Annotated in this window: 13 protein-coding genes; 7 read left to right on the top strand and 6 right to left on the bottom strand. The window is 65.3% G+C overall.

Annotated features, from left to right (window positions below; all coding sequences use genetic code 11):
• Nucleotides 1-110: 110 nt before the first annotated feature.
• Genes B841_RS03270 through B841_RS03290 form a run of 5 tightly spaced genes read left to right on the top strand, consistent with a single transcriptional unit; the run spans nt 111 to nt 4,864 of the window.
• Entirely contained in the window at nt 111-1,721 is a 1,611-nt protein-coding gene (locus tag B841_RS03270) for an ABC transporter substrate-binding protein (RefSeq protein WP_020934060.1), read from the top strand.
• Between the two features lie 5 nt (nt 1,722-1,726).
• Entirely contained in the window at nt 1,727-2,752 is a 1,026-nt protein-coding gene (locus tag B841_RS03275) for an ABC transporter permease (RefSeq protein WP_245561057.1), read from the top strand.
• Nucleotides 2,733-3,560 carry an ABC transporter permease gene (locus B841_RS03280; protein WP_020934062.1) on the top strand — a complete coding sequence of 276 codons (828 nt, stop codon included), beginning with the start codon at nt 2,733-2,735 and terminating at the stop codon, nt 3,558-3,560. Before B841_RS03275 ends, B841_RS03280 begins: the two co-directional genes overlap by 20 nt.
• Before the next feature lie 10 nt (nt 3,561-3,570).
• Nucleotides 3,571-4,278: an ATP-binding cassette domain-containing protein gene (locus B841_RS03285; protein WP_020934063.1), complete on the top strand. Its 708-nt coding sequence runs from the start codon at nt 3,571-3,573 to the stop codon at nt 4,276-4,278.
• A 1-nt stretch (nt 4,279) separates the two neighbouring features.
• Nucleotides 4,280-4,864, top strand: a complete 585-nt coding sequence (locus B841_RS03290) for an ABC transporter ATP-binding protein (RefSeq protein ID WP_020934064.1) — start codon at nt 4,280-4,282, stop codon at nt 4,862-4,864.
• A 279-nt stretch (nt 4,865-5,143) separates the two neighbouring features.
• Here B841_RS03290 and B841_RS03295 read toward each other — a convergent pair whose 3' ends face one another.
• Both B841_RS03295 and B841_RS03300 read right to left on the bottom strand, forming a co-directional pair.
• The gene (locus B841_RS03295; RefSeq protein ID WP_020934065.1) at nt 5,144-5,479 is read right to left on the bottom strand and encodes a hypothetical protein; all 336 of its coding nucleotides are present in this window, start codon (nt 5,477-5,479) and stop codon (nt 5,144-5,146) included.
• 38 nt (nt 5,480-5,517) lie between these two features.
• Entirely contained in the window at nt 5,518-6,438 is a 921-nt protein-coding gene (locus B841_RS03300; protein WP_020934066.1) for an NADP-dependent oxidoreductase, read from the bottom strand.
• Between the two features lie 269 nt (nt 6,439-6,707).
• Here B841_RS03300 and B841_RS03305 point away from each other — a divergent pair, with 269 nt between their 5' ends.
• The gene (locus tag B841_RS03305) at nt 6,708-6,944 is read left to right on the top strand and encodes a heavy-metal-associated domain-containing protein (protein ID WP_020934067.1); all 237 of its coding nucleotides are present in this window, start codon (nt 6,708-6,710) and stop codon (nt 6,942-6,944) included.
• Nucleotides 6,945-7,095: 151 nt separating this feature from the next.
• Here B841_RS03305 and B841_RS03310 read toward each other — a convergent pair whose 3' ends face one another.
• A complete protein-coding gene (locus B841_RS03310; RefSeq protein WP_020934068.1) occupies nt 7,096-7,950 on the bottom strand; it encodes a cation diffusion facilitator family transporter in 855 nt (284 codons plus the stop codon).
• A gap of 330 nt (nt 7,951-8,280) precedes the next feature.
• On the opposite strand from B841_RS03310, the gene B841_RS03315 reads away from it, so the two are divergent.
• Entirely contained in the window at nt 8,281-10,194 is a 1,914-nt protein-coding gene (locus B841_RS03315; protein ID WP_020934069.1) for a heavy metal translocating P-type ATPase, read from the top strand.
• 570 nt (nt 10,195-10,764) lie between these two features.
• Here B841_RS03315 and B841_RS03320 read toward each other — a convergent pair.
• The 3 genes from B841_RS03320 to B841_RS03330 form a co-directional block, all read right to left on the bottom strand.
• Nucleotides 10,765-11,169, bottom strand: coding sequence for a four-helix bundle copper-binding protein (locus tag B841_RS03320; RefSeq protein ID WP_020934070.1), 405 nt, complete (start codon nt 11,167-11,169; stop codon nt 10,765-10,767).
• 210 nt (nt 11,170-11,379) lie between these two features.
• Complete coding sequence (locus B841_RS03325) at nt 11,380-11,985, bottom strand: YdhK family protein (protein WP_041632035.1); 606 nt, start codon at nt 11,983-11,985, stop codon at nt 11,380-11,382.
• Between the two features lie 45 nt (nt 11,986-12,030).
• Entirely contained in the window at nt 12,031-12,606 is a 576-nt protein-coding gene (locus tag B841_RS03330) for a CueP family metal-binding protein (RefSeq protein ID WP_041631721.1), read from the bottom strand.
• Between the last annotated feature and the right edge of the window lie 271 nt (nt 12,607-12,877).

Below are 12,877 nucleotides of genomic sequence, written 5' to 3' on the forward strand. Positions count from 1 at the left end.
CGCGCGGGCTGGGGCGGGTGAGGGGCTCCCGCCGTTTCGATAGTCAATCGGTTGTTTGAGTGTTACTGTGGCGGGTGATTAATAACAACATTTCTTTAAGGATTTTCAGCATGAGCCGATCTGCCCGCACGCTCGCCGGCCTCACCGCCGCCTGCGCCCTGACGTTGACCGCCTGTGCCGGCGCCACGGACTCGAACGGCGCCGCCGACACCGTCGCCGCCGACCGGCCCGAGGACAGCCTGGTCCTGGCCGTCGGCGACATCACCGACAGCGAGTTTGACCCCGCCAAAGGCTGGGGGCAGCACAACGAACACGCCGTTTTGCATTCCTCCCTGCTGAGCTGGGACGAGGACATGGAGATGGTCGGTGAGCTCGCGGACTCCTTCACCCAGGAGGGCGCCACCTGGACCTTCGAGTTGAACCCGGACTACGCCTTCTCCGACGGCGAACCGGTCACCGCCGAGGACGTCGTGTTCACCTACGAGATGCTCAAGGAAGACGGCACCAACTTCGACCTGAGCAACCTCGAGGAGATCCGCGCCGAAGGCGAGCACACCGTCGTCGCCGAACTGGCCCAGCCGGACACGCTCTTCGGGCCGATGACCGCGCAGATCGGCATCGTGCCCGCCCACCGCTACGACGAGAACTACTCCGCCGACCCGGTCGCCTCCGGCCCGTACCGCATCGTCGAACACCAGCAGGGCGAGCAGGTCCTCATGGAGGCCAACCCCCACTACCCGCACGACCTGGCGTATCAGGAACTGACCTTCGTCCTCTCCGACGAAGAGGCGGGCCTGGCCGCCGCCGGCGCGGGGCGCGTCGACATCGCCACCGTCTCCCACAACAACGCCGACCGCCAGATTGAGGGCATGACGCTGCACGACCTGGAGTCCGTGGACACCCTCGCGTTGACCCTGCCCACCGACCCGGCCGGGGACACCGGCGAAACCATGGGCCAGGAGGTCGAGGTCGGCAACGACGTCACCTCCGACCCGGCCATCCGCGAAGCGCTCACCGTCGGCCTGGACCGCACGGGCCTGTCCGACCTGGTGGTCTCCGAATACGGCGAACCCGCCTACTCGGTGGCCGACGGCCTGCCCTGGTTCACCGAGGAAGTCATCTTCGAGGACGCCCGCGTCGACGACGCCCAGCGCATCCTGGAAGAAGCCGGCTGGACCGACTCCAACGGCGACGGCACCGTGGACAAGGACGGCGTCGAGGCCGTCATCCCGCTGATGTACACCACCAACGACCAGGTCCGCGCCGACCTGGCCGAATCCGTCACCGTCCAGGCCGAGGAACTGGGCGTCCGCTTCGAGCCCGAAGGCGTGACCTGGGACGACGTCTACGAAGAAGGCAAGACCAAGGCGGTCGTCTTCGCCCTCGGCTCACTCAGCCCGAAGGAGCTCTACGACAGCTACTCCTCCGACTCCATCGGCGTGAGCTACAACAACCTGCCCAACTACTCCAACCCCGAGGTCGACGAGCACATCGACGCCGCCCGCGGCGCCGACTCCTTCGAGGACTCCCTGCCGCACTGGCAGGCCGCCCAAGAAGCCGGGGCCTCCGCGCACCCGGACAACGGCGACGTCTCCATGCTGTGGCTGCTGCGCCGCGACCACCTGTACTACGTCGCCGACCACGTCGACATCGGCGACCAGATCATGCACGGCCACGGCCACGGCCTGCAGATCTTCATGAACGTGGAGGAGTGGTCCTGAAACGATTGACCCTCACGCTGGCCCGCATGGCCGGACTGCTGCTGAGCATCACCTTCATCGCCTTCCTCCTGGTCGAGTTCTCCCCGCTCGACCCGGTGGGGAAGTACGTCTCCTCCCTGCGCGGGGTCAGCGACGAACAAGTCGCCCGCATCGCCGAACTATGGGGGCAGAACCTGCCCTGGTGGGAGCGCTACCTCGGCTGGCTGGGCGGGGTGCTCACCGGCGACTTCGGCGTCAGCCACATCCACCGCGCGGAGGTCACCGACATCCTGGCCACCGCCGTGGGCAACTCGCTGCTGCTGATGGCGATGGCGTGGGTGCTCTCCGCCGTCCTCGGCTACGGCCTGGGCGTGCTCGCCGGCGCCACCCGCGGCAGCGTCCTCGACCGCGTGGTCGTGCTGGTCTGCTACGTGCTGACCTCCACCCCGACCTTCGTCGTCGGACTGGTGCTCATGCTGATCTTCGCCGTCCAACTCGGCTGGGCGCCCATTGGGCTGTCGCAGCCGCTGGGCATGCTCAGCGAGGACGTCACCTTCGGCGACCGCCTGCAACACGCGCTGCTGCCGGCGATCACGGTGGCCATCGTGGGCATCGCCAACGTCACCGTGCACACCCGGCAAGCCGTGGGCGAATTCATGGAATCGGACGTGGCGCGTTTCGCCCGCGCCCGCGGGATGGGCACCTGGACGGTGGTCCGCCGCCACGGCGTCCGCAACACGCTGCTGCCGGCGGTCATGCTGCAGTTCACGTCGCTGGCGACCCTGATCAGCGGCTCCGCCCTGGCCGAGGTGGTCTTCTCCTACCACGGGCTCGGCTCCGTCATCACGCAAGCCGGCCTGGACAGCGACGTCCCGCTGCTGCTCGGCGGCGTCCTGATCGCGGCCGTGCTGGTGTTCGTGGGCAACTTCTGCGCCGACGTCATCGCCGTCGCCCTGGAACCCCGGGTGCGCCGCAGCGTCGCGGCGCAAGAGGACGACGCCGCGCACCCGGCGCCCCGCGGGGAGGTGGCCTATGCTCCGGGTCCGCAATAACCGGGTCCGGCTGCTGATCCTGGCCACGCTCGCCGCCGCACTCATCGCAGTGATCCTGATCAGCGCCGCCGCCTACCCCGACTCCGCCGTGCGCCCGACCTCCGGCCAACGCAACGTCGAGCCCAACTGGCAACTGCCGTTGGGCACCGACTGGCTGGGCCGCGACATGTTCGCCCGCACCATGAAAGGCATGGCGCTGAGCCTGCTGCTCGGCCTGGCCATGGCGCTGGTCTCCACGGTGCTGTCGGCGCTGTTCGCCCTGGCCGCGGCCATGGGGCCGAAATGGATGGACCGGGCGGTCGGCTGGCTGGTGGACGTGACCATCGGGCTGCCCCAGATCATCGCCTCCCTGCTCATCGCCTTCGCCGTCGGTGGCGGAGTACCAGGGGTGATCCTGGCGGTCAGCCTGACCCAGTGGCCACCCCTGGCCCGGCTGCTGCGCGCCGAGATCCTCAAAGTCCGCGAAGAGCCCTACGTGGCCGTGTCCCGGGCCCGCGGCCGTGGCGCCTGGTGGGTGGCGTGGCACCACATCTGCCCGGCGATCGCCCCGCACTTGATCGTCGGCTTCGTCCTGATGTTCCCGCACTCGATCCTGCACGAGTCGGCGCTGACCTTCATCGGCTTCGGCCTCGAGCCGACGACCCCGTCGCTGGGCATCATCCTCAGCGAAGGACTGCGCTTTTTGTCCACCGGGCAATGGTGGCTGGTGCTCGGGCCGATCGTCCTGCTGGTCGCGCTGGCGACGCTTCTCGACGCCTGCGGCGACCGCCTGCGCCAGCTGCTCTCCCCGGCGAGCCGGCACGAATAGGAGAAAGACCATGACAGTGCTCTCCATACGCGACGTCGGGGTGTCGTTCCACCAGTACGACGGCCCATTCTCGCGTGTCCACGTCACCCCGCTGCGAGACGTGAACTTAGACCTGGCGGCCGGAGAAATCCTGGCCGTCGTGGGTGAATCCGGCGCCGGAAAATCCCTGCTCGCCGACGCCATCTTGGGACTCATGCCCGTCAACGCCCACGTCCACGGGGAGGTGCGCGGCGACCTGACCGGGACGCGCTTCATCCCGCAGGGAGTCACCCACTTCGACCCGACCATGAAGATCGGGGCCTTCGTCGGCCTCGACGGGGGAGGGGCGGCAGAGAAGATCGCCCGCTTCGGCCTCGGCGAAGACGTCCTCGAGAAGTTCCCCCACGAGCTCTCCGGCGGCATGCTGCGCCGGGTCAGCCTGGCCACCAGCGTCTCGGAGAACACCAGCCTGCTCATCGCCGACGAACCGACCCCGGGCCTGGACCCGGCGGCGACCGCGCAAGTCCTGGATTACTTCCGCGAACTGCGCGCACGCGGCGCCGCGGTGCTGTTCATCACCCACGACATGGTCTCGGCCGTGCAGATCGCCGACCGCATCGCCGTGATGCGCGCCGGGACGGTCGTCGACGTCGTCGCCGGGGATCTCAGCGGCGAGCTCAGCGACTACACCGCCGCGCTGTGGCGTTCCCAACCGGCCAACGACTTCTGGGGAGAGTGACATGAGTTTGAACGCGGAGAACGTTTCCTTCGGTTTCCACGGCCGACAGCTGATGACGGACGTGAACCTCACGATCGAGGCCGGTGAGATCGTCGGACTGCAAGGTTACAGCGGGGCGGGCAAAACGACGCTCGCCCGCATCCTGACCGGCCAACTGCGCCCGGATTCTGGCCGGGTGCTCATCGACGGCGAATCTGTCCGCCCCGGCGCCTACTGCCCGGCGCAGCTGATCCAGCAACACCCCGACCGCGCGATCGACCCGCGCTGGCGCCTGTCGAAGGTGGTCGAGGGCGTCGATCCCGCGATCCTCGAGCGTCTGGGCGTCGAGCGGGAGTGGCTGACGCGCCGCGCCCAGGAGGTCTCCGGCGGGCAGCTGCAGCGCATCAACATCGCCCGGGCGATGGACACGCGCACGAGATATCTGGTCGCCGACGAGATCACCACCATGATGGACGGGCTGCTGCAGGCCGACATCTGGCGCTCGCTGCTCGACGAAGCACACCGACGCGGCCTGGGCATGCTCGTGATCTCCCACGACATGGACCTGCTGCGCCGAATCTGCGGGCGCATCGTGCAGTGGGACTGAGCGTGAGGGGCTGTTCCCTGCCCCATGCAGGTTGGGCGGCGCGGTCATCAGCCCATGTGAAAATGTCGGGCATCTGCTTAAACTGGCAATCGCCTGGGGCAGGTCGTCGCAGGATGTTTCAACGGTTGCCGCGGTAAGCGTTGTTTGGCGTTCGCCGGGAGAGAAATCAGTTTCGCAGGGTTGCGCTGTTGCCTCCGACTGTGCAGCAGCGCGCTTATATACGGTGTCTGTGTCCGGTGAACCGGAAGCCCGGTCTGATACTCCAGGAGAATCCTGGTATTAGTCTCGGGACTCCTCGGTGTCGTCATGGGCGCCGATGATCGCGTCTAATTTTTCATCCACCGACACCAGCGAGTCGAGAGTATCGGCATCAACATCGGCATCGACCCCGTGGCCCTTGAGCAGAAGATCGAGTTTGGGGTGCAGCTGGGCCAGCGTGTCATCTGGCATGACCTGCGGGTTGCCGCCGTGCGCGGCGCACAGGGCATCGGCCTTGGCATGAAGGGAGGCCACCGACTCGAGGTTGAGTCCGGATTCGTCGAAATCATGGATCTGGTGGTCGGCGAGCAGGAAGTTCAACTTCTCGTGCAGGCTGGCAAAAGTTATGTTGGTCATGGCGTATTCCTTATCTTCGTGGTGGTGTGAGCCGGTGATTAGTTGTCGGCGGGGATGATCTCGAGGACGACTTTGCCGCGCGTGCGGCCGGATTCTACGTGTGCCAGGGCCTGATCTGCCTGCTCGAGCGGATAGGTCGCCAGCACGGTGGGATCGACCAGGCCGTACTGGATGACACCGGTGATCTTGGCGATCATCTCCGGGTTACGGCGCAGCACCTGACCACCGAGTTCGGTGACGGTCTGCGCATCCGCCGCCGAGATCACGTGCGCCGGATCCTTCGCCACGGACACCACCTGACGCAGCGCCTTGCCCCCGACCAGGTCGAATACCAGATCCACCCCGTCAGGTGCCATCTCGCGCACCCGCTCGGCAAGCCCTTCTCCGGAGGCGACGAAAGTCGCACCCGTGGATTCGATCAGCGCACGCTTATCCTCACTGCCGACCCCGAGCACCTGGAACTGATGGACCCGGCCGATCTGGGCTGCCATAAGTCCCACCCCGCCCCCAGCACCGTTGAACAGAACGGATTGGCCGGCCTCCAAACCGACCTGGTGGGTGCCGGCATAAGCGGTGGATCCGGCGATGGGAATGGCCGCGGCATCAATAAACGAGATTTCCTTCGGTTTTATCACCGCACTTTCTGCCGGCAGGACCGTGTCCTCGGCGTAGCCTCCAGCCCCGTCGGCAACCAGACCTAAGACCTCGTCACCGACGGCGAAACCCTCGACGCCCTCGCCCAGAGCGGTAACCACGCCGGCGACTTCCCCACCGAGAGCCACCGGCAAGGGTCGAGAAGTGCCGAGCAGGCCTTGACGAAGCTTCCAGTCCACGGGGTTAACCCCGGCTGCATGCACTTTCACCCCGATCTCACCCGGGCCGGGCTGCGGAGGTTCACGCTCGATCAGCTGCTGATTGTCTGCTCCGCCGTAGTCGGTGAATACGTATACCTTCGACATGATTTCGTGTCCTCATTTCCACCCGCTAAAACGCGCGGGTCGTTGTCTCGTACAAGTCGAGAGCCAGCATCGTGCTCGTGGTGTCACGCTAAGCGGTCTGTGCAGCCGACACCTTGACCTTGCTCAAACAACGATGTCGCCCGGTGGTGTCGATAACCGCAGTTCAGACGAGTTTTCTTTGTTTGATCCAGGTCAAGGAGTTCCCCCGTCAAGGCCCCTATCGTAAGAAGTGTCAGACAAAGAGATGACAACGAAAGGATCTGATTATTATGACCGCCCCGACCAAGCTGAAGAAGACCACCCTGCGCTCCGATGAGTTCAGCTGCCCGAGCTGTGTGGCCAAGATCGAGAACAAACTCCACAGTCTCGACGGCGTGGAGACGGCGGAAGTGAAATTCTCCTCCGGACGTATCCTCGTCGAGCATGACCCGCAGAAGGTTCCCGTCCGTGACCTGGTCGACGCGATCGCAGAGGTCGGCTACACCGCCAAGCCCTCCGCCATCTAACCGCCGCGCTGGTGTCTGCACGACCTGCACGAACAACCGTGTGAGCACCCCCGCGCAGACATACCCGCCCTGATCGAACGGCCCGCCCGCACCTTACCGGTGCCGGCGGGCCGTGGCGCTGCCGAAAGTGTGTGGTTGAGCTCCTGTCGGCCTATCGACGGGCGACCGTATGGTCCGGTTCGACGTGGATGAAGGTTCCGGCTCCGGGCAGTGCCTCGGCGACGCGGACTTCGAGCTGGTCGGCCAGAGCGTGCGCCTGCGCCACGCTCCAGGCTTCGGGCACACCCATGACCAGGTAGATATAGCGGTCCCGGCCGGATTCCACGGTCCGGGGAGCAGCAAAGATCACGTCGTGCTCCGCCTGAAAATCACTAAGCACCGCGTCGATCGTCTTCAGTTCGTCGTCCGGTAGGGCCGCGCTGAGCAGACCCGACAGCGATTTTTTCAGCAGCCGGTACCCGGTCCACAGGATGTTCGCGCCCACCAGCAGCGCGATGACCGGGTCCAACCAGTACCATCCGGTTACGGCGACGGCGGCGATGCCGACCAACACGCCGATCGAGGTCCACACATCAGTCAGCAGGTGTTGCCCGTCGGCCTGCAGTGTCACCGAACGGTGCCGCTTCCCTGCCCGGATCAGCACGAGCCCGACCACCAGGTTGAGCAGCGCAGCCGCAGTGGTCAACACCAGTCCCAGCCCGACTTGTTCCAACGGCTGCGGATCAAAGAGGCGCTGGGTAGCACTCCAGATGATCAGCGCGGCGGCCACAAAGATCATCGCCCCCTCGACCAGGGCGGAGACGTATTCCGCCTTGCCGTGCCCGAAGTGGTGGGTGGCGTCCGCCGGGCGGGCCGCCACGCGCAGCGCCACCAGCCCCACGACGGCGGCAACAAGGTTGACCCCGGATTCCAGGGCGTCGGAGAGAAAGCCGACGGACCCGGTCAATGCGGCGGCGAGCACCTTCAAGACGATGGTCACGACCGCCGCGGCGATCGCCAGCCACATGAACCGTTCCAGCAGACGCTGGTGACGAGAGGCAGATGTGGGGGTGGAAGACACGAGATCACCTTACTTTTTCTGCGCCGACAAGTAGGTCACCCATAGGGATCGGTCGGCGACGGCGGCGGGGGCGAAAATGAGCTCCTACTTGGGAATTATCCAGTGTAGCTATCGCCCGACTGTGCGCTGGCCCAGGTGGCGGCATACAAACATACAGACATACACCAGCCTTATCCGGCTCCTTGATCCACGTCAAGGAATTGATCTGATGACAGCCGTAGCTTGAGAGATGTCAGGGAAATACCCGCACACACACTCACACAAGGATTTAAGACCATGAAAAGTTTCTGGAAGACCTGGGGCGTCGTCATCGTCTCCGGCGTCCTCATCATCGCCGCGCTATTGACCGGCGCCGACATCACCGGCTCGGCCACCGCGCCCTTCGGCCTGCCTGATGTCCTGATGATCGCGGCTGCCGTGGTGGCGGGCTATCAGATCGTCTGGAGCGCGATCCAGGCACTGCGCATCAAGATGATCTCGATTGACCTGCTGGTCTCTGTCGCCGCGATCGGTGCGATGTTTTTGGGCAACTGGTGGGAAGCCGCCGCGGTGACCTTCCTGTTCGCCATCGGCGGAGCATTAGAAAAGGCCACGCTCAACCGCACCCGTAAGGCGCTCAGCGACCTGGTCGACTCCGCCCCAGAAACCGCCACCAGACTCAATGACGACGGCTCTACCGAAACCGTCGAGCTCTGGGAGCTCATCCCCGGCGATACCGTGCTGGTCAAAAACGGCCAGCAGGTCCCCGTCGACGGCCGCGTGATCTCCGGCCACGGCGGCGTGGATGAAGCACAGATCACCGGTGAGTCCGTCCCGGCCGAAAAGGCCGAAGGCTCTGAGGTCTTCGCCGGCACCTGGCTGCGCTCTGGTGTGCTGCGGATCGAGGCCCTGGGCATCGGCGCTGATTCCACCCTGGCCAAGATCATCCACCGCGTCGAAGACGCCCAGGACGACAAGGCCAAGACGCAGACCTTCATGGAGAAATTTTCCAAGTACTACACCCCGGGCGTGATGGTCGCGGCCCTCATCGCTGGTCTGATCACCATGAACGTCGAACTGGCCCTGACACTGCTGGTCATCGGCTGCCCCGGTGCACTGGTCATCTCGATTCCGGTCTCGATTGTCGCCGGCATCGGCCGCAGCGCCAAGGACGGCGTGCTCATCAAGGGCGGCGAGTACTTAGAGACCGCCGCCAAGGTCGACACCGTGGTCGTCGACAAGACCGGCACCTTGACCAACGGTCGCCCGGAACTGACCGACGTCGAGGTCCTCGACCCCGACTACACCGACGATGAGGTGCTGACCTTGGCCGCGCGTGCCGAGACCGCCTCCGAACACCCCCTGGCCGAGGCCATCATCCAAGGCGCACACCACCGCGGCCTGGCCGTCGACATGGTCGACAAAGCCGAGCCGGTCACCGGCAAGGGCATCCGCGCACAGGTCGGCGGTCACACCGTCGCCGTCGGTTCCGCCGATTTGCTGGACGTCGAGGTCGACCCGGCCCGCATCCTGGAACTGAATGAACTGGGGCGCACCGCGATGTTCGTCGGCGTCGACGGACGCGCCATCGGCATCGTCGCCGTGGCCGATACGATCCGCGACGACGCCCCGGCCGCGATCAAGGACTTACATGACAAGGGCATCCGGGTGGTCATGGCCACCGGCGACGCCGAGCGCGTGGCCGTCAACGTCGCCGCCGAACTCGGCGTCGACGAGGTCCGCGCGGAGCTGATGCCGGAGGACAAGCTCGACATCGTCAAGGAACTACAAGCCGAGGGCCGCACCGTGGCGATGGTCGGCGACGGCGTCAACGACACCCCGGCCCTGGCCACCGCCGATATCGGCGTAGCCATGGGTGCGGCCGGCTCCCCGGCCGCGATCGAGACCGCCGACATCGCGCTGATGGCGGACCGGTTGCCGCGCCTGCCATACGCGTTGGGGCTGGCCCAGCGCACGGTGCGCACCATGCGGGTCAACATCGTCATTGCCTTGGCCACGGTCGCCGCCCTGCTGGCCGGCGTGTTATTCGGCGGGGTGACCATGGCCATTGGCATGCTGGTGCATCAGGCCTCGGTGCTGCTGGTCATCGCGATTGCGATGCTGCTGCTGCGCCCGACGCTGAAAGAAGACAAGGACGCGACCGGAAAGTTGTCGACCAAGGACGCCGCCCAGGAAGCGCTCACCCCTTAACCAACTGTCACGTGTAGCCCCTGTCGGGGATCAGCTTCAACGCTGATCCCCGACAGGGTTTCTTATGCCGTGGCATATCTGGTGCATCTGTGGGTGCGCCGCCTTCCCCTGTATGCGCCGCTACCGGAAAGGTCACCACCCTTACACCGTGTTCACATTCTCCCGAGGAAGTATCCCTAAAGGCCCTGCGGCAGGCCCGCGGTGAGAACGACGGCGCCCGCCTCCGGCTGAACGAGGTCTTAGCCAAGGACAACCATTAAGCATTCATCCTGGTCTGGTACCTAAGCCACCGTAAAGTCCTCTACCGCACTCAGTGACGGGCCTGGGGCGGCCCACGCCCGGCACAGTCTCCTGCAACAGCCGTTCCTGTCAAGATTTCCGCATGTCACGCTCGCACGTGGCCTGTGCGGGCGCCCTCTCATGTGTGCGAGGCGATGGTCTCCGGGTGGGTCGTCTGTCCCCTGGCCTCCCCACCGTCTCATGGGGCGGCGTCCCGGGAGGCCGCCACGAATTGTGGCGGGTGCACCGCATGTCTCGGTGAGCCCGCTAACAATGAGAGGTCTTGGTCGGTTAGGCGATGACTGTCAGTAGGTCAGCACAGGCCTGCTCGCAGCGGCGACACGCCTCGGCGCAGACCCGGCAGTGCTCATGCATCTCAGCGTGGCTTTCGCACTCTTCAGCGCAGGCCGCGCACGCGATACGACACGCCTCGAGCTGGGCTTTGACAGTGGTGAGGTTGCTGCCGGTACGTCGGCTGAGCACCGCGGCGGTGCTCGCGCAGATATCGGCACAGTCCAGGTTGCGACGGATGCAGTCGCGCAGCTCGGCGACCATGTCCTCAGCCAGGCAGGCATCAGCACACGCGGTGCAGCTCTGGGCGCAGGCCAGGGCGGAGTCAATGGCTGCGGTGAGCTTGTCGGCGTCGAGATTGTCGGTGGGGTTGGGGTGGGTGGTGATCATCGCTTTGGTGGTCATGGATCCTCCTCAAGATCACATCGATCGAGCATGTGGCCCCGAGGCTAGCTATCACCGATCAGGGCGGCCGCCGGGATCAGTGATCTTCATCGGATCTTCATACCTGCTCGATGAGCGAAGACGGAGCCACCCTGGCGGAGCCGTCACCCCAGCCCTTTCTAGACCAGGTGTTTAACCTGGTAGGAAGGGCACTTCCCGTGGCAGACGAAGCTATTGTGCGGGCAGGATTTCGCTTTCGGTAACCCACTTGTGATTGGTCATGTCCATCCCGTCGACGGTGAGATCGACCATGTAGACCGTCTCCTGCGTGGAGTAGTCGATGGTGGCTTCCGCGCCCTGCATGCCGGTCATGTGCTCGGCGTCTAAGACGACCTCCGTCCCGTCGGGCAAGGGCGCCTGGCCCGGGTCGACGAGTTCTTCGTGGACCACCCAGCGGTGATCGGTGATCGGCTCCCCACCGTCGGTGGGGGTGTAGCTGACCGAATAGGCGGTGGTGTCAAAGGCCCCGGAGATCGTCGCTTCGGCGCCGTCCATGCCGGGCATGTGATCAGCGGTGAGGATGACCTCGGCCCCCACGGGGTAGGTCGGATCCTCGGCCTCGTCGATGCCGGCCGGCGGCGGTCCACCGTCGGCGGGGTGATCGTGGCCGCCATGGTCTTCCTCGGCGGCGGTCGTGGTCGTATCGGTGGCGGTGTCCGTGACGGTGTCTGTGGTGTTCTGCGTCGTTGCGGTGGTGGTCTCGCCGGCGTCTGCGCAGGCGCTTAAAGCCAGCGCGGAGGCCAAGGTCAAGGTGACAAGCGTGAGACTGCGTTTCATGTTCATACCTTTCCAGGTGGTAGTCATCAGTAGGGCTACGGGTGGCTAGGTCATCTGCAGGTCGGTGACGCAGGTGGCCCCGTCGGCGGTGGTGGAGAACTCGGTGGCACCGGTGCGCCCCTGGTGGGTGATCTCGATGGTGCCGGTGGTCTCCCGGGGAAGCCAGAAGCCGATAAACCCATTGTCGAAGGTGGCCGTTTCCTCCTCCACCAGCACCTGGCCGGTGTCCTCATCAGTGATCGTGACTTTAACGTCCTCGTTGTCGAGCTCGCCCAGACACGTCGTCAGACTGTGATAGAAGCAGTCATGGGTCCGGGTCACATACGGCGCGATCGAGACATAGGTCAGATCCTGGGGCAGGTCGAGGACCACGTCCTGCTCCGCATCCGAGAACACCAACTTATCGGTATACACCGAGGCCATCAGGTCGGTGGGACGGTCGGTGACCTGCTGCTGGTCGAGGTGATCGATCATGTGTCGGGCATCCATCGCCGCCAAGCCATGGGCACTCAGCAACTGCTCCTGGCTCGCCGCCGTGGTGGTAGCCGGCTCAGCACCCGGTGCCGCACACCCGGTGAGGGCAAGGGCAAGGGCGGCGATGGCGATCGCTGCTCGGGTCACATCAATCTCCTTAGGCCGTGATCAGACCGGGGTAAGAACACCGGCCGGGGACGTAATATCTCCCTCCTTTTCTCTAGCACGCCCGCATCGTGTCCGGGAAATAAAAACCCCTGCTCACGACCCGCACAGGGACGAACAAGACACTAAAACAGTGGGGCAGGTCACACCCACGGCCGGTCCTGCCCGGGTGCGGCGACGGCCTACTTGCCGCCCCGAAACGGCGGGGCCAGGACATAACACCCCTGCTCAAACCGCTTTGTCTGCCCCGCAA

The organism is Corynebacterium maris DSM 45190, assembly GCF_000442645.1.
In the GTDB taxonomy this organism is placed as follows: Bacteria; Actinomycetota; Actinomycetes; order Mycobacteriales; family Mycobacteriaceae; genus Corynebacterium; species Corynebacterium maris.

Excerpts from the sequence above, each read along its gene's own strand:
- B841_RS03270 (WP_020934060.1), top strand. The coding sequence starts at position 111 with ATGAGCCGATCTGCCCGCACGCTCGCCGGCCTCACCGCCGCCTGCGCC.
- B841_RS03280 (WP_020934062.1), top strand. The coding sequence starts at position 2,733 with ATGCTCCGGGTCCGCAATAACCGGGTCCGGCTGCTGATCCTGGCCACG.
- B841_RS03285 (WP_020934063.1), top strand. The coding sequence starts at position 3,571 with ATGACAGTGCTCTCCATACGCGACGTCGGGGTGTCGTTCCACCAGTAC.
- B841_RS03290 (WP_020934064.1), top strand. The coding sequence starts at position 4,280 with ATGAGTTTGAACGCGGAGAACGTTTCCTTCGGTTTCCACGGCCGACAG.
- B841_RS03295 (WP_020934065.1), bottom strand. The coding sequence starts at position 5,479 with ATGACCAACATAACTTTTGCCAGCCTGCACGAGAAGTTGAACTTCCTG.
- B841_RS03300 (WP_020934066.1), bottom strand. The coding sequence starts at position 6,438 with ATGTCGAAGGTATACGTATTCACCGACTACGGCGGAGCAGACAATCAG.
- B841_RS03305 (WP_020934067.1), top strand. The coding sequence starts at position 6,708 with ATGACCGCCCCGACCAAGCTGAAGAAGACCACCCTGCGCTCCGATGAG.
- B841_RS03310 (WP_020934068.1), bottom strand. The coding sequence starts at position 7,950 with ATGTGGCTGGCGATCGCCGCGGCGGTCGTGACCATCGTCTTGAAGGTG.
- B841_RS03315 (WP_020934069.1), top strand. The coding sequence starts at position 8,281 with ATGAAAAGTTTCTGGAAGACCTGGGGCGTCGTCATCGTCTCCGGCGTC.
- B841_RS03320 (WP_020934070.1), bottom strand. The coding sequence starts at position 11,169 with ATGACCACCAAAGCGATGATCACCACCCACCCCAACCCCACCGACAAT.
- B841_RS03325 (WP_041632035.1), bottom strand. The coding sequence starts at position 11,985 with ATGAAACGCAGTCTCACGCTTGTCACCTTGACCTTGGCCTCCGCGCTG.